Genomic DNA, 26,305 nt, shown 5'->3' on the forward strand with positions numbered 1-26,305 from the left:
CCACGAAGCGCGCGAACCTAACCCTTCGTGCGCGCTTCGTGGTGGATAAACGCCGGGCGTCAAAGGCGGTGGGCCCACTCCAGGACGGCATCCTGCAGGTTCCGACCGAGGCCCTGATGCGCGCGGGGGTCGTTGACCAGCACCACCACGGCCAGGTCGTCCCCGCCTTGCGTGCGCACGTAGCCGGCGACCGCAGAGACCTCGTTGAGGTGCCCCGTCTTCAGGTGCATCTGCCCGCGCAGGTCGCGCTGGCTGCCGTTGCGGAAGCGATTGCGCAGGGTCCCGTCCAGCCCGGCCAGGGCCAGGGAGGACTGGAATTCCGGACGGTGAGAGTGCTGCCATCCGCCCTCGAGGATCTGGCCCAGCTGGCGCGCGGTCATGCGGGTGTCGCGGCTGAGCCCCGACCCGTTGTCGACCACCATGCCACCCACCTCGACCCCCAACCCGCGCAGCGACTCCAGCAGGGCCTGCTGACCCTTCTCCAGCGTGGCCGGCGGGGTAAAGTGACGCGCCCCCAGGGTCAGCAGCAGGTGGCGGGTCATCACGTTGGAGCTCCACTTGTTGGAGACCCGGATCAGATCCGCCAGCGGCCGCGAGGTATGGCGCAGGATCGGTTCGTCGTACAGCACCGGCAGCACGCCGGGGCGAATGTCGCCGGTCAGCTCACCGCCCCACTGCGACCAGTGCAGACGGAACATCTCGGCGTGATTGGCCTCCGGCGTCAGGACCGTCCGCAGCAGTTCGTAGTCCCCGCAGTTAACCGGGTACTCGCCGGACAGGGTCACGCGTTGTGCCTCGGGGTCGGCGTCAAAGCGAATGCCCCGTTGCCAGGCCCCGCAGCTGCCACGCGACGGCTGCAGGCGATTCTCGATCGTCAGCCCCGGCAGCGGCGGATCCACGGTCACGTCAATCCCGTTCCCATGCCGCTCCGGCCGCACACGGAAGCGCTGGGCGTTGGCGTTTACGTGCAGGGCATAGGGCAGCTGGTTGTAGGCCCGCAGCGGCTGGTCATTGAATGCGGCCGGATGGCCCGGAGGCAGTTCGAAATGCGAGGCGTCGAGGATGACGTTGCCCTCGATGCGCCGCAGCCCGGTCTGACGCAACTGCCCCAGCATGCGCCAGTGCTCCTCGCTGACCATGCCGGGGTCGCCGGTCCCACGGATCACCAGATCGCCGCGCAACACACCGTCGCGCACCGGTCGCGTAGCCCACACCTCGGTGGTCCAGGTGTACTCGGGCCCCAACTCGTGCAAGGCCGCCAGCGAGGTGGCCAGCTTGATGGTGGAGGCCGGGTTGTACGGCTGATCGGCATTCAGGCGCGCGAGGACCGCGCCATCGGACATCCGCTGCACCCACAGGCCCACATTTGCCGGCGGCAGACGCTGGCTCTCGATCGCCCGCTGCAGCGGTCCCGGGAGATGCTCGAACTGGGCCTGTGCGGCCAGCGGTGCCAGCCACAACAAGAGGATCAGAGCGACGGCTACGAAACACCAGGAAGGTCCGGACCGGGGCCCGGGGCGACGCGAAAAACGACAAGGGGACATTGAGACCAGCCATCCTGCATGAGAGCCTTCGGCAACGGCCCCTATAGTGTGCCGCCATCCCGGCCGCGACAAGCCCTCCGGGTGGGCTTCGTCACGCCCAGGGGAAATCGATCACCTGATCGATACGCGACACCCCCAACAGACGCATCAACAGCCGGTCCACGCCCAGGGCTACGCCCGCGCAGTCCGGCAGACCCGACTCCAGCGCCGCCTCCAGGTGATCGTCCACGGGCGGAAGGGGCTGGCCGCGCGCGCGGCGCTGAGCGATGTCCCGCTCGCGGCGCTGGCGAAACACTGCGGGGTCGGTCAGCTCGTGATAGCCGTTGGCCAGCTCCAGGTCGCCCCAGTAGAGCTCGAAACGGGCGGCATAGCCCGGCCGGTCCGCGCAGGGGCGCGCGAGGACGGCCTGGCTCTCGGGGTAGTCGAACAGGATTGTCAGCCGGTCCGGCGGGAAGCCCGGCGCGATCACCAGGCTGATCAGGGCATCCAGCCAGCCATCCCGATCCAGCCCGCCGCGGATGACCAGCCCGTGGTCCCCCGCGACCCGTTCCAGCTCCGCGGCATTCGTCTCCGCCGGGTCCACCCCCAAAGTCGAGCGAAACAGATCGGCATAGGCGATCGCCTCGCACCCCCGGGGCGCGTGCCAGTCGGGAGACTTCGCGGCCTGATCCGCGATCAAGGCCACCACCTCGCGCGCCAGTGCGTGGTGGTCCAGGCCCAGGCGATACCACTCCAGCAGAGTGAATTCGGGGTTGTGCCGCGGGCCGGATTCACCCCCGCGGAACACCCGTGCGATCTGGTAGATATCCGGGGCGCCGTCCGCCAGCAGGCACTTCATCGGGTACTCCGGCGAGGTCTGCAGGTAGCCGCGCTCGCCGCCGGGGGCCTGTGCCTCCCAGCTCTCCAGCATTGGATCTTGCGGCGCGCCCCGGCTCAGGATCGGGGTCTCGACCTCGAGCACCCCGCGGGCCGCGAAGAACGCCCGCAGCCCGGCCAGGAGGCGGGCGCGCGCCGCGCGGGCCGGCGCCGCACCCGGACGCCAGTCGGTCATGTCGCAGGGCCTGCCGGGGTCCGGCTCACACGCGCGAGACGTACTCGCCGTTGCGGGTATCCACCTTCACCGTCTCGCCCTCTTCGACGAACAACGGAACCTTGACCACCGCGCCGCTTTCCAGCGTGGCCGGCTTGGTGCCGCCCTGCGCGGTGTCACCGCGCAGGCCCGGATCGCACTGGGTGATCTTCAGCTCGGTGAAGGACGGCGGCACCACCGACAGCGGCTCGCCGTTCCACAAGGTCACGGTGCAAAGATCCTGCTCCTTCAGCCACTGCCCGGAATCACCCAGTGCGGCCTCGCCGACGGCATACTGCTCAAAGGTGTCCGGCACCATGAAGTGCCAGAACTCGCCATCGTTGTAGAGATACTGCATCTCGGTATCCATCACGTCGGCGGCCTCCACCGACTCGCCGGACTTGAAGGTCTTCTCCAGCACCCGGCCGGTACGCAGATTGCGCAGCTTGACCCGGCTGAAGGCCTGGCCCTTGCCCGGCTTGACGAACTCGTTCTCCACGATGGCCTGCGGGTCGCCGTCCAGCAGGAGCTTGAGACCGGCCTTGAATTCGTTGGTACTGTAGGTTGCCATTGCGCGCTGTTCCTCGATGATGCGTGGCGCGGACATGCCGCCCCGTCCGGAAACGATTCATGCCCACAAAGCCCGTCATGATAACGCGCGAGCCGCGCGGAACCCAGCCACCCGAGCCGGCATCCACGCCGGCCTGGCAGCAGGCGCTTGCGCGCGCGATCGCCGATCCCGAGACCCTGGCCGCACGCCTGGGACTGCCGCCCGAGGCCCTGCCGGGCATGCAGGCCGGGCACCGGCTGTTTCGCACCCGCCTCCCGGAAAGCTACCTGGCCCGCATCCGCCCCGGCGACCCACGGGATCCCCTGCTGTTGCAGGCCCTGCCGGATGCGCGCGAGGCCCTCGAGTCCCCGGGGTTCGTCAGTGACCCGGTCGGCGACCACAACGCGCTGGCCGCCCCCGGCGTGGTGCACAAGTACCACGGCCGTGCCCTGCTGCTGACCACCGGGGCCTGCGCCATCCACTGCCGTTACTGCTTCCGCCGCGAGTTCGACTATGCCGACCACAATCCGGCCCGGGACGACTGGGAACCCGCGCTGAACTACATTGCCGCGCATCCGGACATCCGCGAGGTCATCCTCAGCGGCGGCGACCCGCTGAGCCTGTCGGATACCCGCCTGGAACGGCTGACGGACCGGCTCGGAAACATCCCGCACCTCGAGCGCCTGCGCATCCACACACGCCTGCCGGTGGTGCTGCCGGAACGGGTCGACGACCGCCTGCTGGCCTGGCTCGGCAAGGGCCGTCTGCAGCACATCCTGGTGCTGCACGCGAATCACCCGCGCGAGTTCGCCGCACCGGCCGATGCCGCGATCGATCGCCTGCGCGCCGCCGGGGTCACGCTCCTCAACCAGGCGGTACTGCTGGCCGGCATCAACGACGACACCGAGACCCTGATTGAACTCCAGGAGGCCGGCTTCCGCCTGGGCGTGCTGCCCTACTACCTGCACCAGCTCGACCGCACCCGCGGCACAGCCCACTTCGAGGTACCAGACGCCCGCGCGCGCGAACTCTACCGCGCCCTGCACGCCCGCCTGCCGGGCTACCTGGTCCCGCGACTGGCGCGCGAGATCGCCGGAGAACCCGGCAAGACCCTGCAGACACCGTTTCCTGCGCATGAATGAGCCCCACTGGCACCCACACCGATTGCGCGGTTTGCTGCTAAAGTAGCGCCAGAATCCTGCAACCGGCCCAGCAACCACTGGACACGCCCATGCTGCAAGCCCTGCCCGAGCTGCCCACCCAACCGGCCGGTCCCGACAGCTTCCCCCACCAGACCCCGCAAGCACTGGACGCCTGGTGTGCGGAGCTTCCCGGCAGCGAGCCGGAGCTCGGCATCCAGCGCATCCGCGAGGCCCTCGACGGGCTGAACGCGATCGTACTTCGCCCCGGAACCCGAGCCACGCTGGTCGCAATACTGGAAGATCATCTCCTGCCGCTACTCCCGGCCATGGAGCGACTGCTGCGCCAGCGGCCCCTGCCGCTGGGGAACCGCAGCCGCAAGCGTGCCGATGTTTACAACGCCGCTGTGCGCGCCCTCCTCACCGCGGAGCTGCTGGTGGTCCGCGAACGCGTGGACCCGCACAACAACCGGCATGCGGAACGCCTGACGGCGCCCCTGCAGGCCGCAGTCGCACTGCTTGGGACCCTGAGCATGCACCACTGGCGGCTGTACCAGTCCGTGCCGCCGGGCCACTGGCAGCGGCTGTTCGATGTGCTGCGCCTCGCGCGTGAGCAGGGAATCGCCGACGAGCGGCCCGCCACCGACAAGCGCTTCGGCCCGCTGGAGGTGGACCGCATCGAAGCCATGAGCGCACGGCTGATGATACTGGGCAGCACCGACCCCAATGCGATGAAGATGGGCGAAATGGACTTGCTGGCTCGCTGGGCCAACACCCTGCCCCTTGCCTGCACCCCCGCCCCCGACCCGGAACAACACCCCGACCTTCCCGTGCTGCGCTGCGATCTCGACCGCGACCACGCCCCGGGCCTGGCCCTGCGCGGGACGCCGGCCACCGAACCCGCCTGCTTTATTGAGCTGACGCCGGCGCTGGACGCCCTTCGTGAACGCCCCGACGACCTGGAACCGCGCGGCCGCGGCGAGGGACAGCCGCTGGCCGAACACTTGTTGCGCCTGTGGTCGAACCTGCCGACCCGCCGTCACAGTCGCGAAAGCGCCAGCGACCTGCAGCGGATCTGCGTGATGGGCCTGGAACGTATCCATGATTTTCTGCTGATGGAGATGGGCAGCCGGCGTGAGGCCGAGATCGAGACCACCGGGGCAGCGGAAGCGCCGGAGACCGGCCTGAAATCCCTGCACGAACGCGACCGCGGCGTCAGCGTGTTCGAAATGTCGAAGGCCGCGCTGCGCGGTTCGGATCTCGCCCTGGTAGACAGCCCGCACCGTTCCGTCCGCGAGCGTGACCTGCAGCCACTTGCGGACGACTCGCCGAATACCGCCGCGACCGCCTGGGAGGATGTCGGGCGCGGGCTCGAGATCGCCGCCCGCGATGAACCCACGGGGCCGATCACCAAGCGTCACCCCCCGGAACACTGGCAGGTGGACGACATCGGCGCCGGCGGCGTGCGTCTGCGCCTGGACAGCCCCCAACAGCCCTTGCTGATCGGGGATCTCGTCGGCTTGCGGGCCGTGGATGGTCATCGTTGGACCATCGGGGTCCTGCGCTGGATTCGCTTCGACGACCAGGCCGGCAGCCTGATCAGCATCGGCGTGGAATTTCTCGCCGATCGCTGCCTGCCCATGCAAATTCAGGATTTCCGCAATGGCATGGCGGCGGGGGTCCCGCAATCAGGACTGTTCGCCCCGCAGCGCACCGATGCCGACGGGGCGGTACTGTTCCTGCCGGCGCAGGTGTTCGATCATGAACAACGTGTCGTCTGCTGGCTGAACAGGCGCGCCCGTGTTCTGGAACTGGACAGCGAGCGCACGGGCACTACGCTGTTTACCGAGGTCGGGTGCCGCATGACGGCCCTGGAGGTCCGCCAACCGGCTGGCGAGACACCCGACACCGCCGACGGACCGGCCATCGCGGATGACGACGGACCGCCATTCACCACCCGCAACCGCGACGACTAGCCCCATGAACGAAACGATTCGCACGCTCTTCGTGACCAGCAACCCGAACCGGGCTGAAGAGGTCATCAGCAGTATCCGGACCCGCGGCAGCGCGATCCGACCGGAGCAGGTATCCGGTAGCGACGCCCTGGCCGAGGCGCTGGAGGGCCGGCGCTTCGACGTGATCGTCCTGATCGAACCCGGCCTGGCCCTGACCCGGGAACACGTCGACGCGGCGCTGCACGCATCCGGTCGACGCACCCCGCTGGTCATCATGACCGAGCGTCCCGAACCCGCGCGCATAGACGACTACGAGGCCGGCGCCTATGCCGTCGTCGATCACGAACTGCACGAACTGGCCGGCATCCTTGCGGTGCGCGCTGCCGAGCAGTTCCAGCTGCGCCAGCGGATGGGGCGCATGGACGCATCGCTGCAGGAGTCCGAACGCCGCTGCCAACTGTTGCTGGACAACTCGCGCGACGCCATCGCCTACGTCCACGAGGGCATGCACATCTATGCCAACGCGTCCTGGCGCGAGCGCTTCGGGATTGCCGATCCGGAGGAAGTGGAAGGCCTGCCGCTGATGGACCTGATCGCCCCGGAGAGCCGCGACGAACTGAAGGGCCTGCTGCGCCGCTTCCAGAGTGGCGAGGAAGGTGACCAGACCCATCAGGCCTTCCAGCTGCAGGCGTTTGACGGCACGCCGTTCGAGGCCAACCTGCGTCTGTCCACCGCCAGCGTCGAGGGGGAGGCCTGCACCCAGGTACTGCTGGACTCGGCCCAGGAGGACCCGGAGCTGGCCGAGAAGATCGACTACCTCTCCCAGCGTGACCTGGTCACCGGGCTCTACAACCGCCAGCACTTCTCCGGGATGATCGAGACCGCGCAGAGCCAGGCCGCGCAATCGGAAAAGCCCTTCGCCCTGGTCACCCTTGCGGTGGACCGTTTCCCCGAGATCCGGGCCAACGTCGGCATGTCCGCGAGCGATCTGCTGCTTGCCGATATCGGCAAGCTGATCGAGGATCACTTTCCCGACCCGGCCATCGCCGCACGCCTGGAGGCCGAGCACTTCGGGATCGTGGTCCCCGACACCCGGCGCAACGAGGTGGAGGCCCGCATCCACGGTCTGATGGAAGCAGTCACCGGACGTGTCTTCGAACTCGGCAACGCCTCGACCAACTGCAGCCTGTCGGCCGGCATCGTGATCGCCGACGAGACGGCGGTGGATACCGAAGAACTGCTGACCCACGCCGACCGCGCCCTGCAAGAGGCCGTGGAGGCCGGGGGCGGAAACCACCGCTTCTTCCGTCCCGCAGAGGGCGAGATGACCCAGGCGCAGAACGACCAGCAGTGGAAGCTGCGCATTCAGGACGCCCTGGAACACGATCGCCTGGAACTGCTGTATCAGCCGATCGTGAACCTGCACGGTGCCGATCGCCCGCGCTACTCGGTCTTCGTGCGCCTGCGTGACGCCGAGGGGCATATCCACGAGCCGGATGCCTTCCTGCCCAGTGCCGAGCGCACCGAGATGGCGGCACCCATCGACCGCTGGGTCCTGAAGACTGCGCTGCAGATGCTGGCGGAACAGCTGAAGAAAGACCCGACCACCCAGTTCTTCCTCAAACTGACCAACGGCTCCCTGGGCGACCCCTCCGTGGTCAGCTGGCTGCACGACGACCTGCACGGCATGCGCATCCCCGCCGACAACGTGGTCGTCGAGCTGAAGGAACCCACCGTGGTTACCCACCTGAAGCCGGCGATCCACGTCGCCCGCGGGCTGCAGGAAATGCACGGCCATCTGTGCATCGACGACTTCGGCAGCGGCCTGAACCCGTTCCAGCTCCTGCAGCACCTGGAGGCGGATCACATCAAGCTGGACCCGTCCTACGTGAAGAACCTGGCCGAGAGCGAGGAGAACCAGCAGTTGATCCGCGAACATACCGATGCCGCGCATGCCAAGGGCAAGCAGGTCATCGTGCCCTATGTCGAGGACGCCGGCGTGCTCGCCGTGCTCTACAGCCTGAACGTGAACCTCGTTCAGGGCTATTTCCTGCAGGCACCGATGCCCGCCCCCACCTTCGATTTCACCTCGACCTGAGCCCCCATCTCGCGGACTCCGGCTTCTCCCACAGAACGCGCAGGGGACACGGCGCCGGGCAGATCAAGGGCGATTCACAGCTAGATCCAGGGGTGTGAGGAACCGGCGGCGCTTATGCCGCCGCCCATCCCGTCTTCCTGCACAGCGTTTTCCTCCGTGAACCCCGTGTCTGTCGTCTGGCACGAAAATCGAGTCCGCAGAGCGAGGGGCTGCATGGAGGGCTGAGCACGCCCCCAACGCAACAGGCCCCGGTGAAAACCGGGGCCTGTGCGAAGCATCGTCCTTGCCCTGCGGGACTACTTGGACCAGAAGTTCAGGTCCTCGAAGAACCCCTTAACACCGTCCAGCCAGGAGTGAGCCTGCGGGCTGTGCTTGGTACCGCCAGCCTGGGTGGACTCCTCGAACTGGCGCAGGAGCTGTTTCTGCTCCTTGGTCAGGTTGATCGGCGTCTCCACCACCACGCGGCAGATCAGGTCACCGACCCCACCGCCGTGCACGGACTTCACGCCCTTGCCACCGACCCGGAACTGCTTGCCGGTCTGGGTCTCCGCGGGGACCTTCAGCTTGACCCGGCCATCCAGCGACGGCACTTCCAAATCGCCGCCCAGAGCGGCCGTGGCGAACGACACCGGCACCTCGCAGTGCAGATCCGAGCCCTCGCGCCGGAACAACTTGTGCGGCTTGACCCGCACCTGCACGTACAGATCACCCGGCGGGCCGCCGTTCATGCCGGCCTCGCCCTGGCCTCCCAGGCGGATGCGGTCACCGCTGTCCACCCCGGCCGGGATCTTCACGTCCAGGGTGTTCTGCTCCTGCACTCGACCCTTGCCGTGGCAGGACTTGCAGGGGCTGGAGACGACCTTGCCCGCGCCCTCGCAACGCGGGCAGGTCTGCTGCACCGAGAAGAAGCCCTGCTGGATGCGCACCTGGCCGACCCCATTACAGGTCGGGCAGGTCTCCGGCGAGGTCCCCGGCTCGGCGCCCGAGCCATCACAGGCCTCGCAGCTGACGGTGGTCGGGATACGGACCTTCACCTCGGTGCCGAACACGGCCTCTTCCAGGGTCAGGTCCAGGTTGTACTGCAGGTCGGAGCCACGATAGGCCCGCTGCCCGCGGCCGCCCCCGCCACCTCCGAAGATATCGCCAAAGATGTCCTCGAAGATGTCACTGAAGTTGGAGGCCCCGGCGCCCCCGCCAAAGCCCCCGGCCGAGCCGTCCACGCCGGCATGGCCGTAACGGTCGTAGGCGGCGCGCTTCTGGTCGTCGCTGAGGACGTCATAGGCGGCGCGCGCCTCCTTGAACTTGGCCTCGGCCTCCGCATCCCCGGGGTTGCGGTCGGGGTGGTGCTTCATCGCCAGGCGGCGAAAGGCCTTCTTGATATCGGCGGCCGAGGCGTCCTTGGAGACGCCCAGCACCTCGTAATAGTCGCGTTGTGACATGGTCATTCCCTGCTGATTCGTGCGCGCGAACGCGGAATGCCTTCACGCAAACGCCCGGAGTAACGAGTACCCCGGGCGCGGCGTTCAAACAGTTCCGGCGGGACGCCATAGCGTCCCGCCGGCTGTGGCATCAGCCCTGCTTTTTCTGGTCGTCGTCGACTTCCTCGAACTCGGCGTCCACGACATCGTCGCCCTGCTGGCCACCCTCGGCCTGCTCGGCCCCGGCCTCGCCCGCGGCGTCCGCGCCCTGGGCATAGGCCTTCTCGGCCAGCTTGCCGGAGACCTCGGCCAGCTTCTGCGCGGCCTGCTCAATGGCCTCGGGGTCGTCGCCTTCCATCGCGGTCTTGGTCTCGGCCACCGCCGACTCGATCGCGGTGCGCTCGTCGTCGGAAACCTGGTCTGCCAGATCCTTCAGGGACTTCTCGGCCGAATGCACCAGGCCATCAGCCTGGTTGCGCGCCTGGACCAGCTGCTGGAACTTCTTGTCGTCCTCGGCGTGGGCCTCGGCGTCCTTGACCATCTGTTCGACTTCCTCGTCGGACAGGCCGGAGGAGGCCTTGATGACGATCTTGTTCTCCTTGCCGGTCGCCTTGTCCTTGGCCGAGACGTTCAGGATGCCGTTGGAGTCGATGTCGAAGGTGACCTCGATCTGCGGCACACCACGCGGCGCGGCCGGGATGTCCTGCAGGTCGAAGCGACCCAGCGACTTGTTGGCGCTGGCCATGTCGCGCTCACCCTGCAGCACGTGCACGGTCACCGCCGTCTGGTTGTCCTCGGCGGTGGAGAACACCTGATTGGCCCGGGTCGGGATCGTGGTGTTCTTCTCGATCAGCTTGGTCATCACGCCACCCATCGTCTCGATCCCGAGCGACAGCGGGGTCACGTCCAGCAGCAGCACGTCCTTGACGTCGCCACCCAGCACGCCGGCCTGCACCGCGGCACCGACCGCAACGGCCTCGTCCGGGTTCACGTCCTTGCGCGGCTCCTTGCCGAAGAACGCCTGCACCGCTTCCTGCACCTTGGGCATGCGGGTCTGGCCACCGACCAGGATCACGTCGTCCACCTCGGAGGCGGACAGGCCGGCATCCTTCAGCGCGACCTTGCACGGCTCGATGGAGCGCTTGACCAGGTCATCGACCAGGCTCTCCAGCTTGGCGCGGGTAATCTTCAGCGCCAGGTGCTTGGGCCCGGTGTTGTCGGCGGTGATGTACGGCAGGTTCACCTCGGTCTGCTGGCTGGAGGACAGCTCGATCTTGGCCTTCTCGGCGGCCTCCTTCACGCGCTGCATCGCCAGCGGATCGCCCTTGATATCGATGCCCTGGTCCTTCTTGAACTCGTCGACCAGGTAGTCGATCAGACGGTTGTCGAAGTCCTCGCCACCGAGGAAGGTGTCGCCGTTGGTCGCCAGCACCTCGAACTGGTGCTCGCCATCCACCTCGGCGATCTCGATGATCGAGACGTCGAAGGTACCGCCACCCAGGTCGTACACGGCGATCTTGCGATCCCCGCGCTGCTTGTCCATGCCATAGGCGAGCGCGGCCGCGGTCGGCTCGTTGATGATGCGCTTGACCTCGAGCCCGGCGATCTTGCCGGCGTCCTTGGTCGCCTGACGCTGGGAGTCGTTGAAGTACGCCGGGACGGTGATGACCGCCTCGGTAACCTCTTCGCCGAGATAGTCCTCGGCGGTCTTCTTCATCTTCTGCAGCACGCGCGCGGAGATCTCCGGCGGGGCCATCTTCTTGCCCTGCACCTCGATCCAGGCATCACCGTTGTCGGCTTTCACGATGTTGTAGGAAACAAGCTTGATGTCCTTCTGGACCTCGTCTTCCTGGAACTTGCGACCGATCAGGCGCTTGGAAGCGAACACGGTGTTCTGGGGGTTGGTGACCGCCTGGCGCTTCGCGGACTGGCCAACCAGCACCTCGCCGTCGTCACTGAACGCGACGATGGACGGGGTGGTGCGGGTGCCTTCCGCGTTCTCGATGACCTTGGCCTGGTCGCCTTCCATTACGGCGACGCAGGAGTTGGTGGTCCCGAGGTCAATACCAATGATCTTGCCCATGACTGAAATCTCCTGATGCGAAAAATTTTGCGCTGCAGAGCGTGTTTCTCTGCCAACTTGTACGGGAATCTGGGGCCCCGGGCCGGGTTTTCAAGGGGCAGCGTGTCCGATACCCCGAAAACCGGCCCGAAAAGACGGTGTCAGGCGCTTTCGTCGATGTTCGGCGAGGTCGGCGCCTTGGAGACCACCACCATCGCCGGGCGCAGCACGCGGTCCTGCAACCGGTACCCCTTCTGCATGGTGGCCACCACGGTGTTCGGCGGGTTCTCCGGGTCTTCCTGCATGGACATCGCCTGGTGACGCTCCGGATCGAAGCGCTGGCCGGTCGGGTCCTCGGACTGGATGCCGAACTTCTCGAACACCCGGGTCAGGTTCTTCAGGGTCAGCTCGGCGCCCTCGATGATGCGCTCGACATCCTTGGACTCGCGCGCCGCCTGCAGCCCCAGTTCCAGCGAGTCGCCCACCTCCAGCATTTCGGCAGCGAACTTCTCCATTGCGTACTTGTGCGCGTTCTCCAGCTCGCGCTCGAAGCGGCGGCGCTGGTTCTCCAGCTCGGCCTGGGCCCGCAGGGCCTGGTCGCGGCGCTCTTCGGCCAGGGCCTCGAGCTCCTGCAGCCGATCATCCGTGCCACCCTCGGCCTCGGGGGCCTCGTCGTTCCGGGTCTCGAGTTCTTCCGGCTGTTCCTGGGATTCCCGCTGTTCGGACATGCTGGCCTCGCAAATCAATGAAAAACAAAATCGCCCGCCGCGCCGATCACCGGCGGACAGGGTGGATTGGGTTGTCTATCTGGATGCTGGGGGCATTCCCCCCGGTTTCAAGGGCCCGCTACTTCGAATCATCCACCGGGTGATCGCCCAGCGCCGAGCCCAGCAGGCGGGCCGTCACGTCCACGATCGGGATCACCCGGTCGTAGGACATCCGCGTGGGACCGATCACCCCGAGCACGCCCACCACCTCGCCGTCGACACTGTAGGGCGCAGTCACCACCGAACAGTTCTCGAACCAGTCGAGCCCCGATTCGCGGCCGATGAAGATCTGCACCCGGTCGCCGCGGATGCACTGGTCGAGGATGCCGAGGATTTCCTGCTTCTCGTTGAAGGCCTCCAGCAACTGGCGCAGGCGGGCCATGTCCGCCAGCTCCTCGTAGCCGAGCAGGTGGGTCTGGCCAGCCACGACCACATCGTCCGGGTCCTCGTCGCCCACCGCCTTCTCGCCCAGGTCGATCGCCGCCAGCATCATTGCGTCCAGGTCGTCGCGCACGTCACGCATCTCGCGTAACAGCTCGGCGCGCACCGCATGCAGGCTCTTGCCGGCCAGATGGGCATTCAGGTAGTTCGCCATGCGCTGAAGTTCGTCCTGGCTGAAGTCACGGTCCAGTTCCAGTACCCGGTTCTGCACCTCCTTGCCGTCGATCACCAAGATCGCAAGGATGCGGCCCTCGCCCAGGCGCAGGAACTCGATCTGACTGAGCGCCACGTTGCGATGCCGCGGCAGGCGCACCATCCCGGCCATGCGCGTGACCCGCGACAGCAGGTTGCTGGTGGCGTCCATCAGGTCCTGGGTGCTGGCAGTCGGATCGAACCCCGACTGGATCGCACGGATATCCTCCGGCGAGGGATTGCGCACCTCCAGCAGGCTGTCGACGAACAGCCGGTAGCCGGCCGGGGTCGGTATGCGCCCGGCCGAGGTATGCGGCGAATGGATCAGCCCCATATCCTCGAGATCCGCCATCACGTTGCGCACGGTGGCGGCGCTCACACTGAGGCCAGAGGTCCGGGCCAAGGTGCGCGAACCGACGGGCTGGCCATCCCGGATATAGCTCTCGATCAGGGTCCGCAACAGGGTGCGGGCCCTGGCGTCCAGATTGATCGTTGCGTTTTCCATGGATCGTCAGCGCTCCACTCGGTCGAGTGCTTAAAGGGTTCAGTCTTGGATCGTGCAGGAATCAGGTCAAGAAACCCCGGGTGCAGTCGCGGTCCCTTTTCCGGATAATGCCGGCATGATGCCAGACTTCAACAAGGTCGGACTGGTCGGCAAGTCCAGCGACTCGCGTACCGCGCCCCTGGTCGCGACCCTGGTGGGTCTGCTGCAGGAGCGCGGCCGCCAGGTCTTCATGGAACAGGAGATCGACGGCTTCGAGCGGCCGGACAGCGTCGGGCTCCTGCCGCTGGACGAGCTGGCCCACGCGGTAGACCTTCTCATCGTGATCGGCGGCGACGGGACACTGCTGGCCACGGCCCGCGTCACCGCGGATGCCGACACCCCGCTGCTGGGGATCAACCTCGGCCGGCTCGGCTTCCTGGTGGATGTCTCCCCCGACACCGCCCCGGAGGAACTGGGCGAGGTCCTGGATGGCGCCTTCGAGCGCGAACCCCGGGCCATGCTCGAGGCCGAGCTGATCCGCGACGGCGTCACCATCCACCGCGGGATCGCCCTGAATGACGTCGTCCTCCACGTGCTGAGCGTGGTGCGCATTATCGAATTCGACACCGCGATCGACGGCATGGACGTCGGACGCCTGCGGGCCGACGGCCTGGTGATCGCGACCCCCACCGGGTCCACCGCCTACGCGCTGTCCGCCGGAGGGCCGATCCTGACCCCGCAGCTGGACGCGATGGTGCTGGTGCCGGTCTGCCCGCACAGCCTGAATCACCGCCCGCTGGTCGTCAGCGGCCGCTCCACCATCGAGATCCGCCTGTCCAGCGGCAGCCGCTCGCCAGCCCAGGTCGCACTGGATGGCCAGGAGAACGTGGACTTCGCCCCCGGCGACCTGCTGCGCATCCATCGCCGCGAACAGGCCCTGACCCTGATCCACCCCCGCGAACACCACTTCCTGCGCGTGCTCCGCACCAAGCTGCGCTGGGGCGAGCAGCCCTGATCCCATGTTGCATCTGATCAGCATCCGCGACTTCGCGATCATCGACCGGCTGGAACTGGAGCTGGACACCGGCCTGAGCGCCCTGACCGGCGAGACCGGGGCCGGCAAGTCCATCCTGATCGACGTGATCGGCCAACTGCTGGGCGACCGCGCCGACGCCGGCATGGTGCGCGAGGGTGCCGAACAGGCCGATCTGTCGGCCGAGTTCGCCCTGCCCGCCAAGGGCCCGGCCAGCGCCTGGCTGGCCGAACAGGACCTGGCCGCGGCGGACGACGAAAACGTCCTGCTGCGCCGCGTGCTGACCCGCCAGGGGAAGAGCCGCGCCTGGATCAACGGGCGGCCGGTCGCGGTGGGTCAGCTGCGCACCCTGGGCGAATGGCTGGTGGACATCCACGGCCAGCACGCGCATCAGCAGCTCTTGCAGCGCGATACCCAGCGCCACTGGCTGGACGGCTTCCTCGACGGCAACCCGACGGGCGATGTCCGCGAGGCCCACCGCGCCTGGCGCGCTGCGGCGAGCGCCCTGGACCAGGCACGCGAGGCCCAGGCCGACACCTCCGACCGCCTCGACCTGCTGCGCTTCCAGAGCGGAGAGCTGGCCGAGCTGGCCCCGGTACAGGACGAATACCCCCGACTGCTGACCGAACAAAACCAGCTCGCCCACGGCACCGAGGTACTCACCGCCCTGCAGACCGCCAGCCAGCAGATCGAGGAGGACAGCGGGCTGGACACGCAGCTGGGCCAGGTCCTGCACGCCCTGCAGGACGCCGCGCAACACGACGAACGGGTCAGTCCGGCGGTGGAGCTGCTGGAATCCGCCCGCATCCAGATCGACGAGGCCGGCGACCACCTGCGCCGCCTGGCCGACGGCATCGAGCTGGACCCGGAACGCCTCGCCGAGCTGGATACTCGCGTCAGCGAATACCTGCGCCTGGCGCGCAAGCACCGGATCGACCCCGAGGCCCTGCCGGGCCTGTTCGATGAACTGCAAACGGAACTGGATGCCCTGGAAAACGGCGATCAGACCGTCGAGGCCCTGGAGGCCCGCGAACAACAGACCCGCGAGGCCTTCGATGCCGCTGCCACGAAACTCACTCAGGCCCGCCGGAAGGCCGCCAGCCGCATCGGCCAGTCGGTCACCGAGACCATGCAGGAACTGGGCATGGCTGGCGGCCACTTCGAGATCGGGGTCGAGCCCGCCGACAAGCCGCAGGCCCACGGCGTGGACCACATTGAATTCCGCGTGGCCGCGAACCCCGGTGCTGCGCCGCAGCCGATGGCCAAGGTCGCTTCCGGCGGCGAGCTCTCGCGCATCGGGCTGGCGCTACAGGTACTGGCCAGCGAGCAGCAGACAGTGCCCACGCTGATCTTCGACGAGGTCGACAGCGGCATCAGTGGCGCCGTCGCCGAGGTGGTCGGGCGCAAGCTGCGCAGCCTGGGCGAGCGCCATCAGGTCCTGTGCGTGACCCACCTGGCCCAGGTCGCCGCCCAGGCGCACCACCAGCTGGAGGTACAAAAGAGCCACGCCAAGGACGGCACCCGCACCGCGATCCAGCCGCTGGACGACGAACGCCGCGTGGAGGCCCTGGCCCGCCTGATCGGCGGCACCCAGCTCACCGAGACCACCCGCACCCACGCCCGCGAACTCCTCGCCTCCGCCGGCTAGCGCCTCCCCGGAACCACGAATACCAGGGAAACCGCAGGATGCGATGAGCGCAGCGAATCGCATCGTTCAAGACGTGGCACTCACCCCATGGGCCACCCGATGCGATTCGCTGCGCTCATCGCATCCTACCGCTTTCGGAGCGGGCCGCCGGCGTCCCGGGACCACAATGAACGCGCCGCCCGGATCAGGACCGCGCCGGCCAGGCCCCATCCGGCAGGTAGCGCGCATCGGGCGGCAATTGCGGCATCCAGTACACCCAGAGGGCCCGGGGTCCCTCCTCCGTCCAGGCGGGAACCAGCGCGCGGCGATATTCCCCACGGCCGTCGCGGCGCAGGCCTTCGAGGGCGTCCACTGGCGGCAGGGTGCAGGCCGGGTCGGGCAGGCGGATCCATTCGCCCAGGACGCGGCCGCAGGCATCCCCGGCCCGCCCGGGTGGCACCGGGTTCCGGACGAGCCGCTGGCGGCCTGCATCACGCACGGGATCGGGGCCCGCCTCCAGCAGGATGCTGTCACCGGGGATCTGTACGGCCGGGTAGCCCACCGGCAGGTCAAAGATCGTGCCTTCGATCGACGCGGGGCGGATCCGGAGGGCCCGCTCGCAGAATGCACGGTGGTTGGCAAAACCGCGCTTGAGCGTCCCGTAGACGAACAGGTCCACCACCGCCGGCATGGCTACTCCCGCGGCAGGCGGACCACCGGGCGCCACAGGCGCGCGGACTCGGGCACCTCGCCGGGCCAGTCCACGACGTAGTCGATCAGTGGCAGGTCCGGGGCGTCCTGCTCGCGGATCACGCGCCCGGCCACTGACACGCGGGCGCGGCGGACCGTCTCCGGATCGCCGCTCAGCAGGGGATGCCAGGCTGGCAGAGGGTGGCCCTCGAAGCGCAGCCGGTAGGCGCAGGTCGGTGGCAGCCAGTGATAGTGCGGCAGGTCCTTCCGGGTCAGCTGGATGCAGTCCGGCACGAAGTCGCGGCGGTTCGCGTAGTCGGAGCAGTAGCCGGTCTCGCAGTCGAGCAGATCGCAGGCCAGCCAGGTGAAGGCGAGCTCGCCCGAGTCCTCGTCTTCCAGCTTGTGCAGGCAGCAGCGCCCGCAGCCATCGCACAGGGCCTCCCACTCGGCATGGGTCAGGCTCTCGAGCGGGCGCTCCCAGAACGGGCGGTCATCCGTCGGGTTCGACTCACTCATGATCCCCGTGATCCTCGCCCAGACGGCGCCGCCCCTCGTCGCGCAGGCGCTCCACCGTCTGCCCCCAGCGGTCCTGGGTGACGTAATGCATCAGCACGCGGCCGCGCCGCGGGACCAGGATAACCAACCCCTCCTCGGGGTAGAGCCAGTAGCTGTGATCGGAGGCGATGCGCATCCGCTCGCGGGGCTCGCCGAAGCGCTGGGTGATCAGGTCCTCGGTCCATTGCGCGCGGGGGATATAGCTCATCTCGACGATCGGCACATTGCCCAGCGAGGTCAGGGCATTGTCGCTCAGCCCGTAGCGCCGGGCGCCACTGGGCATCGGGCGCTCGGAGGTGACTTCGGACTGAATCCGGTCCAGCGCGGCCTCGTCCAGATCCGGGCGCAGGATCAGATTGGCCTCGAACGGCGGGATGCGCGCATTCACGTAATAGGCCTCCAGCGAACGCGAGCCGTCCGCGTCCACGAACAGTCGGATATCCGGCACCGGCAGGCGGTGCATCAAATCGGCCATGGTGGTCTCGCCCAGAACGACCCCCAGCACCCGCGTGCGCTGACGGTCCCCCACCTCGATCTGCCAGGGCAGGTCGGAGAACTGCTGGCTGCGCATCCCGCCCGGGTTGGAATAGACCCACATGGCCAGGGCCAGGATGACCCCCATCACCACCAGCCCGATGATCCAGCGTATGCCCATTCCGCGATTCCCCTAGAGACAACATGTAGCCCGCCCGTGGCGGGCGCTGTGCGGCGCCTCGTATAATGCGGCGCTCGCCCGACGACCGGATAACAGCCCACCATGTTCGCACGTTTGTCTGCCTGGATCACCGCCCGCTCCGTCCCCGGCGAAAGCAGCGGGCGCATCCTGGTCCTGGCCCCGCGGGCCACTCTGGAGACCGCCGCCGACTGGCTGCAGGAGCTGGCCGGGTCCGTCGGCCCCATCGCCCTCGGCGTCACCGACTGTGGCCAGGACCGCGAGGCCGAGGACCTGATCGACGGCCTCCCGGCCCTGGCGATGCGCCCCGAACTGGCCGCCACACGTCTGGCGCGCCTGCAACCGCGCGCCATCCTGGTCATCGGCCCCCTGCACGCTGGCGATCTGGACCTGGGGCCCGCCCTCGGCGCGGTCCACGTGCCACGCATCTGGATCAATGCCGAGGGTGACGGCGCGGCAGGCGTCGAATGGAATGCGGTCTTCGCTGCACGCGAGGCCGCTACCCCCTCCGGCCCGGTCGAGGTGATCGGCGATCCGATCGCCGGCGCGGTGGAACTGCCGCCCGCGCCATCCGGAGATGACGGGTTCTGCGAGCGTTTTCGCGAGTACCACGAGAAGGGTCACCCGATCCTGCTGGCGCCCAATACTGGCCCGGGCGAGGAGGCCTTCGCCTTCGCCGTGTTGTTCGCGGTCCTGCGCAAGAGCGCCGCCATCCTGCTGCTGGCCCCGGCCGACCCGGCACGCCACGAGCCGGTCTATCGCGACGCGATCAAGTACTCCCTGCCGATCATCCGCCACAACCGCTTCATGACGTCCTTCGTGCCGCGCAAGAACCGGGTCTACTACATCGAGGACCCGGAGACCCTGCACGCCGCCTACACCTGCGCCGACGTGACCCTGCCGGGTGGCACCCTGGCCGCCAGCGAGACCCCTCCGGACCTGGGGCTGCCACTGGCCTGTGGCAGCGCGGTGATCTGCGGCCCGGCGCAGCACGAGCGCCATCCGGACGCCGCCACCCGGCTGCGCATCGCGGCCGAACACACCGGCCTGGTCGCCCGCGGCGAGGACCCCGAACAGGTGGCCGAAGAGGTGCTTGCCCGTCTGGCGGAAGGGATTGATCGGCAGGCTCGCCGCGAGCATCTGGCTGCATGGCAGGCACGGCAGGCCGGCGCCCGCGAGGCTGTTCAAGCCCGCCTGCAAAGCTTGCTCGGCACCTCCTGACGCCTTCCTGGATAGGCTTCCGGTGAAGTGCAACTAATTGATCTATAATTCGGTCGTAGGGTTGCAACCGAAAACCATAACGAGTTCGAAACGATGATCGACGGCAGCACCTCCCTCGCGGGCATTCAGAAGGGCATGACCAGCATGCGCCAGCAGGCACATACGGTGGCCACCGAGAATGCGGGCAGTCGCGAGGGCATGGGCGCCCAGGTCGGCATGATCGCCAGCCAGAATCAGATCGAGGCCTCGGTGAAGACCCTGCAGGCCGAAGATCGAATGATCGGCTCACTGCTGGATGTGCGCGCCTGAATCCAGGCGACAAGGCCACGTAACGATCAGGGGGCTCGACGAGTCACACGATGGAAGTCCCAGTCTCCAACCCCTCAGCTGCAATACCGATCGGCACACGCCCGACCGGAAGCGACCGGCTGGGCCTGGGCCAACTCTCCACCCCGGCGGATTTCGAACGCCCGCTGAACGATCCGGAGGCCGGCGCGGCCCGCCGGCCGTTCGAAGACCGCCCGGAACAGGACGACAACCGGCGCGGTGATACCGAACAGGATCAGGGACTGGCCTTCCCGCGATCGGACCAGGAGATGGCCTCCCGCGCCCGCGTGGCGGCCCAGATCGAGGCGTTCCGCAGCGGCAATGATTCCGCCGAGGCCATGCCGGCGGACGGCGGCCCGCTGAGCGGTGGTGGTGTCGAGGCCCTGCGCCGTCGCGTGGAACTCGCGGTCAGCCTGGCCGGCCCGGCCGAAGAGCCGCGCCGCGAACTGAACGTAGTGATCTAGCCCAACGCCAACCGCAACGCCTTGCCCCTTTCTCAGTCTCAGGGGCACCCCAGCGCAAGCGCCCGACCCGCTATTGCAGACGGGGCGACGAATGGCCCTGCAACCACTCCTGCGCACGCTCACCGGCATGCAGGCGCTGCTCCGGGCTCAGCTCGCGAGCGACCCGCTCGCGGTGCCGCGCGGCGCTCGCAACCCCCATCTCCGCCGCGATCGCATACCACTTGAACGCCGACACGTCGGAACGCTCCACGCCCTCGCCCATCGCGAACAGACGCGCGAGATTGGCCGCACCACGCCCCTCACCGGCCTCGGCCGCCAGCAGGTACCACTGTGCCGCCTGTTCCGGGTCCTGCGGCAGGCCCCGGCCCTCGTCGAACTTGAGCCCCAGATTGAACATGGCCTGGGCGTTCCCGCGCTCGGCGGCAATATGGAACCAGCGCGCGGCCTCGTTGGGATTCGCCTCCGGCCCATCACCCTGCTCGAACAGCACCGCCAGGTTGAAGGCCGCATCCGGGAAGCCGGCCTCGGCTGAGCGCTGGTACCACTGCGCGGCCTCGAGCGGATCCCGGGGCAGGTACTGCCCCTCGTCCAGCAGCACGCCAAGATTAAACGCGCACTGCGGATCACCCGCCTCGGCACCCTGGCGCCAAAGGGTCATCGCAGCGTCATGTTCGCCCCGGGCCCAGGCCGAGCGGGCCTGATCGAGGAGGGGGTCGGGTTGGGAGGATTGCGCCATCACTACGGTCCGTGAATTGCCTGGGCATCACTGTAGCGGCGGGTTCGTGATGCGTCGACAAACCGCACGGGGATACGTGATGAGCGCCACGATCGCCTCACCGAAACGGTGGAGTGTGATGAACTTCTCGCAACATATGAGGGGGTATTCCGGTCAACTGGATTGAACGTCATTTTTCCGTTCACATTCACCCCGGATACACAGGAGTTTCCATGAAACATTCCACCAAGATCCTGGCCGCCATGGCCATCGCACCCCTCGTCTTCCTGATGGGCTGCTCCGACGGCGACATGGGCATGGACGAGTTCGAAGAGCAACAGATGCAGGAACAGCCCGAGGCCGGTGAAGGCGGCATGCAGAGCGCCCCGCCACCCCAAGACGGCATGCAGCAACAGCAGCCGCCGGAAGGCGAGATGCAGCAGCCCCCGACGGATGACGGCATGGACGAGCAGGGCGGCTCCCTGGAACCCGAGAGTGACGACCGCCTCTGATCCTGCCCCGGATCCGTCACCCAGGCGACCAGCTGGCGCTGGTCCGCCACAAAAAAGCCCCGACACGCTGCGCGTGCCGGGGCTTTCACGTACTGCAGGGCAGGAAATCAGTTGCTGAAGGTATCTTCCATCTCGTCGCCGGCATCCTCCATCGAATCGCCCGCATCATCCATGGCGTCATCAATGTTCTCGCCGGCCTCTTCCGCCGGGCCCTGATTGTCACACCCCGCGAGGGTGGCACTGCCCAGCGCCATCATCAGGGCAAGCATCAGGATCGTCAGTCGCGATTTCCACATGGTGTTCTCCTTTACGGTAAGGGTCCTTTCTCGCTTCGCCCCCAGTACCCGACAGTTACCCGTCGAACCGGGGACACTCGGCGCATTTGACTCGGAAGCCCGACATACGATCCGTCCTGCCGGAAACCCGCCCTCCAGAATGTGACGGGCTGCCGATTCCGGTTTCCCATACAAGAAGACCGCACCCGAGGAAGGTGCGGTCTTCGATGCAAGAGACACCGACTCAGAACCGATGCGTCAACCCGACCGAGAACGTACGCGGTTCGTTGGGCCGGGCACCGTCCGGGGAGCGGGAGATGATTTGTTGCTCATCCAGCACATTGCTCACCCGGGCATAGAGGTCGGTGTTCCTGCCCAGGGGATACTGGCTCACCAGGTCGATCGTGGTCAGCGACTCGGTGCGGTCGAATGCGCCCGTGCTCCGGTTACAGCCATCGCTGTTGCAGGTCGCGTCGATGTACTTCACAACCGCGTAGTGGTTCCAGCCACTCGCGTGCTCGAGGCCCCCTCGAAGGCTGAACTGGTGGCGCGGGACCCCCTGCAAGCGATCGCCCTCTTGCTGCCCCGAGGCCGGGTTGTCCGCGCTGGCCTTGGCGCTGGTGTAGGTGTAGCTGGCCTCCAGGGGCGCGTGGAAGGATCCCAGATCCACCCCCGTGGAGGCCCGCAACTCCAGTCCGGAGATGACCGCCTCCCCGGTCGTGAAGGTCCCGGAGGTGGAACCGTCCGAGCAGGGCGTCGCCACCGAGCAGTTCTGCACGAAGTCGGAGAAATCGCTGTAGAAACCAATCGCCTCGACAAACGCATGGTCGCCCTGATACCGGGCGCCCAGTTCCCAGTTCGTGCTGGTTTCCGGGTCCTGGTCTTCGGTCGCACCGCCCCCCAGGGGAGCAAACCCACGGTGAACCCCCGCCAGGAGTTGCCAGCGGTCCGTGAAGTCGTAGGTGAGCGAGGCCCCGGGCAGCCAGACGCTGCTCGAGTTGGAGCGCCGCGAATCCACGACGTTACGCTGCGTGTCGGAATACTGGGTCCGCGAGGTCTCGACATCCTCGTAGCGCAGCAGCAGGTTGGCGGTCAGCCGGTCACTGACGTACCACTCGTCGGCGAGCCAGAAGCTCCAGGCCTGCGCATCCTCGAACCGGTTGTTGCTGCCCGTCGGCTGGATGGTCTCCTGATAGACGAGGGAACCGTTCACCTGATCGTAGATGTCGTCCGGCTGGAAGCGATCCATCTCGTCCTGGTGGTAGCGGGCACCCACGCGCAGCCAGTGGTCCCCGAAGTCCATGCCCAGTTCGGTCTGGATGCCCTCGGAGACATATTCGCGGTTGTTGTTGCGGTAAGTCAGTCCCGCCACATCGTCCTCGCCCCGGAGGATTCGTTGCGCGCTCGCATCGCCCCGATTGGCGTCGTCAATGAATGCGCCACCTCCGCCCAGCTTGAACCAGTTTCGGGCGAATTCGTTGCGGTACAACGTGGTGGTCATGCGCACGCGCTCGGACCAGTCGATGTCGTGCGTGACGCTCAGACCGAGGTGGTCGTTCTCCATCTGATCGATCCCGGACAGGCCATAGCGCCGGTTGGGATCACGCGCGAAATCCGCGTCGGTCAGGCCAAGATAGGTCTCGTTGGACGTTTCCTCCGAGTACTGGACCTTGGCCTCGATGCTCTGGCGCTCGCCATCCCAGCGCAGCTTGCCGACATAGTCCTGGATGTCGTAGCCAGTATCGCGGTGGCTGCGATCGATATCCTTGAAGCCGGCCCCTCTGCGCTGGACGGTCTCGACCATGTAGCTCCAGTCACCGGAGCGATCCCCGAACATCGCGTGCACGTCGGTGCCGCCCCGATCGTTCACCACCGTCTCGATGGAACCTCCGCGTTCCCGGGGGATGGGCGTGGACACCAGATTGATCACACCCCCGGTGGTCTGCGGCCCGTGGCGCAACAGCGGGGCGCCCTTGAGCACTTCGATCTCGTTGATCCGCATCGTGGTCGGGAAATAGTAGGCCGCCGGGTTGGAATACGGTGCCGGGGCGATCAGCACGTTGTCCTCCATCAGGGTCACCTTGCTGCTGCGGCCCGGAGGCGCCGCACGGATCCCGATATTGGGGCGCAGACCCGCCCCGTCTTCCTCTTGCACATACACGCCGGGCACGGTCTTGAGCGCCTGGTGGATGTCCGTGGTCCCTTCGGTTTCCAGCTGTTCGCGCCCCACCACGGCCGCCGATCCGGGCAGCCGCTGCGTCGCGATCACATCGCCGAGGATTTGCACCGGCGCCAGCCGGGCCTCGGCTCCCGATTCGGCTGTCGGGGCAGCCTCGTCGGCATGCAGCGCGGGAATCCCCACGGCCCCGGCAATTGCGAGTACGACGGCACGTCGCCTCCATGCCCCGGAGTTGCGCGAGTGGTCGGCGGGTCGTGCGATTCGGCGGCTTGCCAGATGGTTTCGAGCCATGGTTGTCTCCCTTGAGTTGGCCAGCATCAACACCGCCACGGACGCCGGGGCGCCGCGGATCGGTGACGGATTGGAGGCTGGCTGAGGGAGGGACTCCCCTGGCTGGCAGGTGCCGCGGTGTGGACCGCGGCCGGTGTTTCACGGGGTTTACTTGGTCAGGATCAGCTTGTCGTTGGCGGTCCGGCGCAGGGTGTACCACTCGCCGCGGTGACAGATGCGGATCTTCCGCGCGGGGCCCAGCAGCTGCTCGCTGGCGATCTCTCGCGGGCCCGGATCCTCGCGGACAGCCGGCTTGCCGGGTGGATGCGTTCCGGAATTCATTGTTCCCCCTCCGGTTCGGAGACGAAGGCCATGCGGCTCACCCCGGACTGGCGCACCTCGGCCATCACCCGGGCCAGGCGTTCGTAACGCGTGTCACGATCCGCGCGCAGATAGATCGCGATGTCCGGTTGTGTCTCCAGCGCCTCGCGCAGGCGCGCCGGGAGACGCTCCAGCGAGACCGACTCGTTGTTCCAGTACAGGTCGCCGCTTCCGTCCAGGGACAGCGTCACGCTGTCCGGCAGCTCGTCCACCGGCTCGCTGGTGGCCTGAGGAAGATCCAGATCCACCGAGTGGGTAATCACCGGTGCAGTGATGATGAAGATCACCAGCAGCACCAGCATCACATCCACCAACGGGATCACGTTCATGTCCGACATTGGTTCGCTGGTGTCGCCCATGCGTCCGAAGGCCATGGCTTAGCCCTCCTGGTGCAGGCCGTCGTCCGGCAGTGCATGCGGATCGGTGCGACGGTCACGCGCCTCGCGAGCATTGCCGGGCTTCAGGTCAGAGTGCATCAGCAGCGCATGCACATCGTGTGCAAAGGCCTCGAAGTCCTGATGCAACAGGCGCTGGGAGCGATTGAAGATGTTGAAGAAGGCCACCGCCGGGATCGCCGCGGCCAGGCCGGCGGCGGTCGCCACCAGGGCCTCGCCGAGCGGACCCGCCACCAGATCCATGGACACCGACGACTCCTGTGAGATGTCGATCAGGGCGCCATGGATACCCCAGACGGTACCGAGGAGTCCGACAAAGGGCGCCAGCGCCCCGACCGAGGCGAACACGATATTGCCGGCCTGCATGCGCAGCAGCTGCCGGTCCATGGCCTGGCGAATCCGTCGCACCACGTGGTCGTCCAGGCGCTGCTCGGCCTTGTCCGAGCCATCGCGCACACCGCGGTAGTCGTCGAACGCGGCAAACGCCTCCTGACCGATCACCGCCAGCGGGCCGCGCTGGTCGTGGATCGCGTCGTGGAAGGCCGGCGCCGTCTGGCTCGCATCGAAGGCCGCCAACGCGGCGCGGTTGTCGCGACGCACGCCAATCAGCGTCAGCAGCTTGCTCGCGGCAATCGCCCAGGTCGCCACGGACATCAGCAGCAGGATCGCGAAGACCGCGACCAGCACCGGGTCACCATGGCGAAACACGTAGAAGACATCGAACTCGTTCATGCAATCATCCCCGGCTGCGCAGCGCTTCATGCGCCGGCCTTGTCATCGAATCGAAAAATCCATCGGTACGAGCACCACGCCCTCCACCGCGCGTCCCCCACGGCGGGCAGGCTCGAACTCCCAATGCTCGATCGCCGCCTCGGCGGCATCGTCCAGGCGCCGGTGGCCGCTGCTCTCCTCCACCGACCAGTCCAGCGGCTGCCCCTGCGCGGAGACCCGGACTCGCAGCAGGACGGTACCCTCCTCCCCTCGGCGCAACGAGATTCGCGGATAGTCCGGCGGCGGGTTATTCAGGTACTCCGCCCCGAACCCCGGCTCCTCGAAGGGCTCGTCCTCTTGGCCCACCGGACCACCGGGGGCCGCCTCCGTCGCCGGCTCCTGGTCTTCGGCCGGCCCGGACGCGCCCGAACGACTCGGTTCTGGCTCCGGTTCTGGCTCTGGCTCTGGCTCTGGCTCTGGCTCTGGCTCTGGTTCCGGCTCTGGTTCCGGCTCTGGTTCCGGCTCTGGTTCCGGCTCTGGTTCCGGCTCTGGTTCCGG

At 67.5% G+C, this 26,305-nt stretch carries 26 protein-coding genes; 9 read left to right on the forward strand and 17 right to left on the reverse strand.

The features are described 5' to 3' along the window. Positions 1-59: 59 nt before the first annotated feature. From dacB to efp, 3 genes are all read right to left on the reverse strand, one after another. The gene (gene dacB / locus D579_RS0112350) at positions 60-1,460 is read right to left on the reverse strand and encodes a D-alanyl-D-alanine carboxypeptidase/D-alanyl-D-alanine-endopeptidase (RefSeq protein ID WP_018952188.1); all 1,401 of its coding nucleotides are present in this window, start codon (positions 1,458-1,460) and stop codon (positions 60-62) included. Between the two features lie 175 nt (positions 1,461-1,635). Next, positions 1,636-2,595 carry an EF-P lysine aminoacylase EpmA gene (epmA, locus tag D579_RS0112355; RefSeq protein ID WP_018952189.1) on the reverse strand — a complete coding sequence of 320 codons (960 nt, stop codon included), beginning with the start codon at positions 2,593-2,595 and terminating at the stop codon, positions 1,636-1,638. 25 nt (positions 2,596-2,620) lie between these two features. Beyond that, entirely contained in the window at positions 2,621-3,184 is a 564-nt protein-coding gene (gene efp, locus D579_RS0112360; RefSeq protein WP_026289524.1) for an elongation factor P, read from the reverse strand. Between the two features lie 77 nt (positions 3,185-3,261). On the opposite strand from efp, the gene epmB reads away from it, so the two are divergent. The 3 genes from epmB to D579_RS0112375 all read left to right on the forward strand — a co-directional run bounded on the left by epmB (position 3,262) and on the right by D579_RS0112375 (position 8,355). After that, complete coding sequence (epmB, locus tag D579_RS0112365; protein ID WP_018952191.1) at positions 3,262-4,305, forward strand: EF-P beta-lysylation protein EpmB; 1,044 nt, start codon at positions 3,262-3,264, stop codon at positions 4,303-4,305. Between the two features lie 89 nt (positions 4,306-4,394). Beyond that, positions 4,395-6,278, forward strand: coding sequence for a hypothetical protein (locus tag D579_RS0112370; RefSeq protein ID WP_018952192.1), 1,884 nt, complete (start codon positions 4,395-4,397; stop codon positions 6,276-6,278). Positions 6,279-6,282: 4 nt separating this feature from the next. Continuing rightward, complete coding sequence (locus tag D579_RS0112375; protein WP_018952193.1) at positions 6,283-8,355, forward strand: EAL domain-containing protein; 2,073 nt, start codon at positions 6,283-6,285, stop codon at positions 8,353-8,355. Between the two features lie 296 nt (positions 8,356-8,651). Here the strand turns inward: D579_RS0112375 and dnaJ are convergent, their stop codons facing one another. The 4 genes from dnaJ to hrcA form a co-directional block, all read right to left on the reverse strand. Continuing rightward, positions 8,652-9,800, reverse strand: a complete 1,149-nt coding sequence (dnaJ, locus tag D579_RS0112380; RefSeq protein WP_018145345.1) for a molecular chaperone DnaJ — start codon at positions 9,798-9,800, stop codon at positions 8,652-8,654. A gap of 124 nt (positions 9,801-9,924) precedes the next feature. After that, on the reverse strand, positions 9,925-11,856 hold the full coding sequence (dnaK, locus tag D579_RS0112385; RefSeq protein WP_018937233.1) for a molecular chaperone DnaK: 1,932 nt from the start codon (positions 11,854-11,856) through the stop codon (positions 9,925-9,927). 140 nt (positions 11,857-11,996) lie between these two features. Then, a complete protein-coding gene (gene grpE, locus D579_RS0112390; protein ID WP_018145343.1) occupies positions 11,997-12,563 on the reverse strand; it encodes a nucleotide exchange factor GrpE in 567 nt (188 codons plus the stop codon). A 118-nt stretch (positions 12,564-12,681) separates the two neighbouring features. After that, positions 12,682-13,740, reverse strand: a complete 1,059-nt coding sequence (hrcA, locus tag D579_RS0112395; protein ID WP_018175854.1) for a heat-inducible transcriptional repressor HrcA — start codon at positions 13,738-13,740, stop codon at positions 12,682-12,684. Positions 13,741-13,855: 115 nt separating this feature from the next. On the opposite strand from hrcA, the gene D579_RS0112400 reads away from it, so the two are divergent. Both D579_RS0112400 and recN read left to right on the forward strand, forming a co-directional pair. After that, positions 13,856-14,734 carry an NAD(+) kinase gene (locus D579_RS0112400; RefSeq protein WP_018169154.1) on the forward strand — a complete coding sequence of 293 codons (879 nt, stop codon included), beginning with the start codon at positions 13,856-13,858 and terminating at the stop codon, positions 14,732-14,734. Positions 14,735-14,738: 4 nt separating this feature from the next. Further along, positions 14,739-16,400: a DNA repair protein RecN gene (gene recN / locus D579_RS0112405; protein ID WP_018952194.1), complete on the forward strand. Its 1,662-nt coding sequence runs from the start codon at positions 14,739-14,741 to the stop codon at positions 16,398-16,400. 184 nt (positions 16,401-16,584) lie between these two features. Here the strand turns inward: recN and D579_RS0112410 are convergent, their stop codons facing one another. The 3 genes from D579_RS0112410 to D579_RS0112420 are packed head-to-tail and all read right to left on the reverse strand — an operon-like array spanning position 16,585 to position 18,279. Continuing rightward, positions 16,585-17,070 carry a gamma-glutamylcyclotransferase gene (locus D579_RS0112410; RefSeq protein ID WP_018952195.1) on the reverse strand — a complete coding sequence of 162 codons (486 nt, stop codon included), beginning with the start codon at positions 17,068-17,070 and terminating at the stop codon, positions 16,585-16,587. A 2-nt stretch (positions 17,071-17,072) separates the two neighbouring features. Next, the gene (locus tag D579_RS0112415) at positions 17,073-17,585 is read right to left on the reverse strand and encodes a YcgN family cysteine cluster protein (RefSeq protein WP_018145338.1); all 513 of its coding nucleotides are present in this window, start codon (positions 17,583-17,585) and stop codon (positions 17,073-17,075) included. Further along, on the reverse strand, positions 17,578-18,279 hold the full coding sequence (locus D579_RS0112420) for a hypothetical protein (protein WP_018952196.1): 702 nt from the start codon (positions 18,277-18,279) through the stop codon (positions 17,578-17,580). The genes D579_RS0112415 and D579_RS0112420 overlap by 8 nt, the downstream gene beginning before the upstream one ends. A 102-nt stretch (positions 18,280-18,381) precedes the next feature. On the opposite strand from D579_RS0112420, the gene D579_RS0112425 reads away from it, so the two are divergent. From D579_RS0112425 to D579_RS0112435, 3 genes are all read left to right on the forward strand, one after another. Then, complete coding sequence (locus D579_RS0112425) at positions 18,382-19,518, forward strand: hypothetical protein (protein WP_018952197.1); 1,137 nt, start codon at positions 18,382-18,384, stop codon at positions 19,516-19,518. 93 nt (positions 19,519-19,611) lie between these two features. After that, a complete protein-coding gene (locus D579_RS0112430) occupies positions 19,612-19,827 on the forward strand; it encodes a hypothetical protein (RefSeq protein ID WP_018145335.1) in 216 nt (71 codons plus the stop codon). A 50-nt stretch (positions 19,828-19,877) separates the two neighbouring features. Continuing rightward, positions 19,878-20,309, forward strand: coding sequence for a hypothetical protein (locus tag D579_RS0112435; RefSeq protein ID WP_018952198.1), 432 nt, complete (start codon positions 19,878-19,880; stop codon positions 20,307-20,309). A gap of 70 nt (positions 20,310-20,379) precedes the next feature. On the opposite strand, the gene D579_RS0112440 is transcribed toward D579_RS0112435, so the two are convergent. After that, positions 20,380-21,045, reverse strand: a complete 666-nt coding sequence (locus tag D579_RS0112440; protein ID WP_018175860.1) for a tetratricopeptide repeat protein — start codon at positions 21,043-21,045, stop codon at positions 20,380-20,382. Between the two features lie 212 nt (positions 21,046-21,257). Here D579_RS0112440 and D579_RS0112445 point away from each other — a divergent pair, with 212 nt between their 5' ends. Continuing rightward, the gene (locus D579_RS0112445; protein ID WP_018952199.1) at positions 21,258-21,536 is read left to right on the forward strand and encodes a hypothetical protein; all 279 of its coding nucleotides are present in this window, start codon (positions 21,258-21,260) and stop codon (positions 21,534-21,536) included. Positions 21,537-21,643: 107 nt separating this feature from the next. Here the strand turns inward: D579_RS0112445 and D579_RS0112450 are convergent, their stop codons facing one another. The 6 genes from D579_RS0112450 to D579_RS15370 form a co-directional block, all read right to left on the reverse strand. Then, complete coding sequence (locus D579_RS0112450) at positions 21,644-21,832, reverse strand: hypothetical protein (RefSeq protein ID WP_018145331.1); 189 nt, start codon at positions 21,830-21,832, stop codon at positions 21,644-21,646. A gap of 223 nt (positions 21,833-22,055) precedes the next feature. Continuing rightward, a complete protein-coding gene (locus D579_RS0112455; RefSeq protein ID WP_018952200.1) occupies positions 22,056-24,173 on the reverse strand; it encodes a TonB-dependent receptor domain-containing protein in 2,118 nt (705 codons plus the stop codon). 255 nt (positions 24,174-24,428) lie between these two features. Beyond that, positions 24,429-24,602 (reverse strand): hemin uptake protein HemP, encoded by a 174-nt coding sequence (gene hemP / locus D579_RS14935; protein ID WP_018952201.1) that lies wholly within the window; start codon positions 24,600-24,602, stop codon positions 24,429-24,431. Continuing rightward, positions 24,599-25,015: a biopolymer transporter ExbD gene (locus tag D579_RS0112465; RefSeq protein WP_018145328.1), complete on the reverse strand. Its 417-nt coding sequence runs from the start codon at positions 25,013-25,015 to the stop codon at positions 24,599-24,601. The genes hemP and D579_RS0112465 overlap by 4 nt, the downstream gene beginning before the upstream one ends. A 3-nt stretch (positions 25,016-25,018) precedes the next feature. Then, a complete protein-coding gene (locus D579_RS0112470) occupies positions 25,019-25,768 on the reverse strand; it encodes a MotA/TolQ/ExbB proton channel family protein (RefSeq protein WP_018169164.1) in 750 nt (249 codons plus the stop codon). Positions 25,769-25,810: 42 nt separating this feature from the next. After that, positions 25,811-26,305 (reverse strand): energy transducer TonB (locus D579_RS15370; protein WP_231376864.1); only part of this gene is annotated, 495 nt, incomplete at its 5' end.

It is taken from the genome of Thioalkalivibrio sp. AKL12, from assembly GCF_000377925.1.
Taxonomy (GTDB): domain Bacteria; phylum Pseudomonadota; class Gammaproteobacteria; order Ectothiorhodospirales; family Ectothiorhodospiraceae; genus Thioalkalivibrio; species Thioalkalivibrio versutus.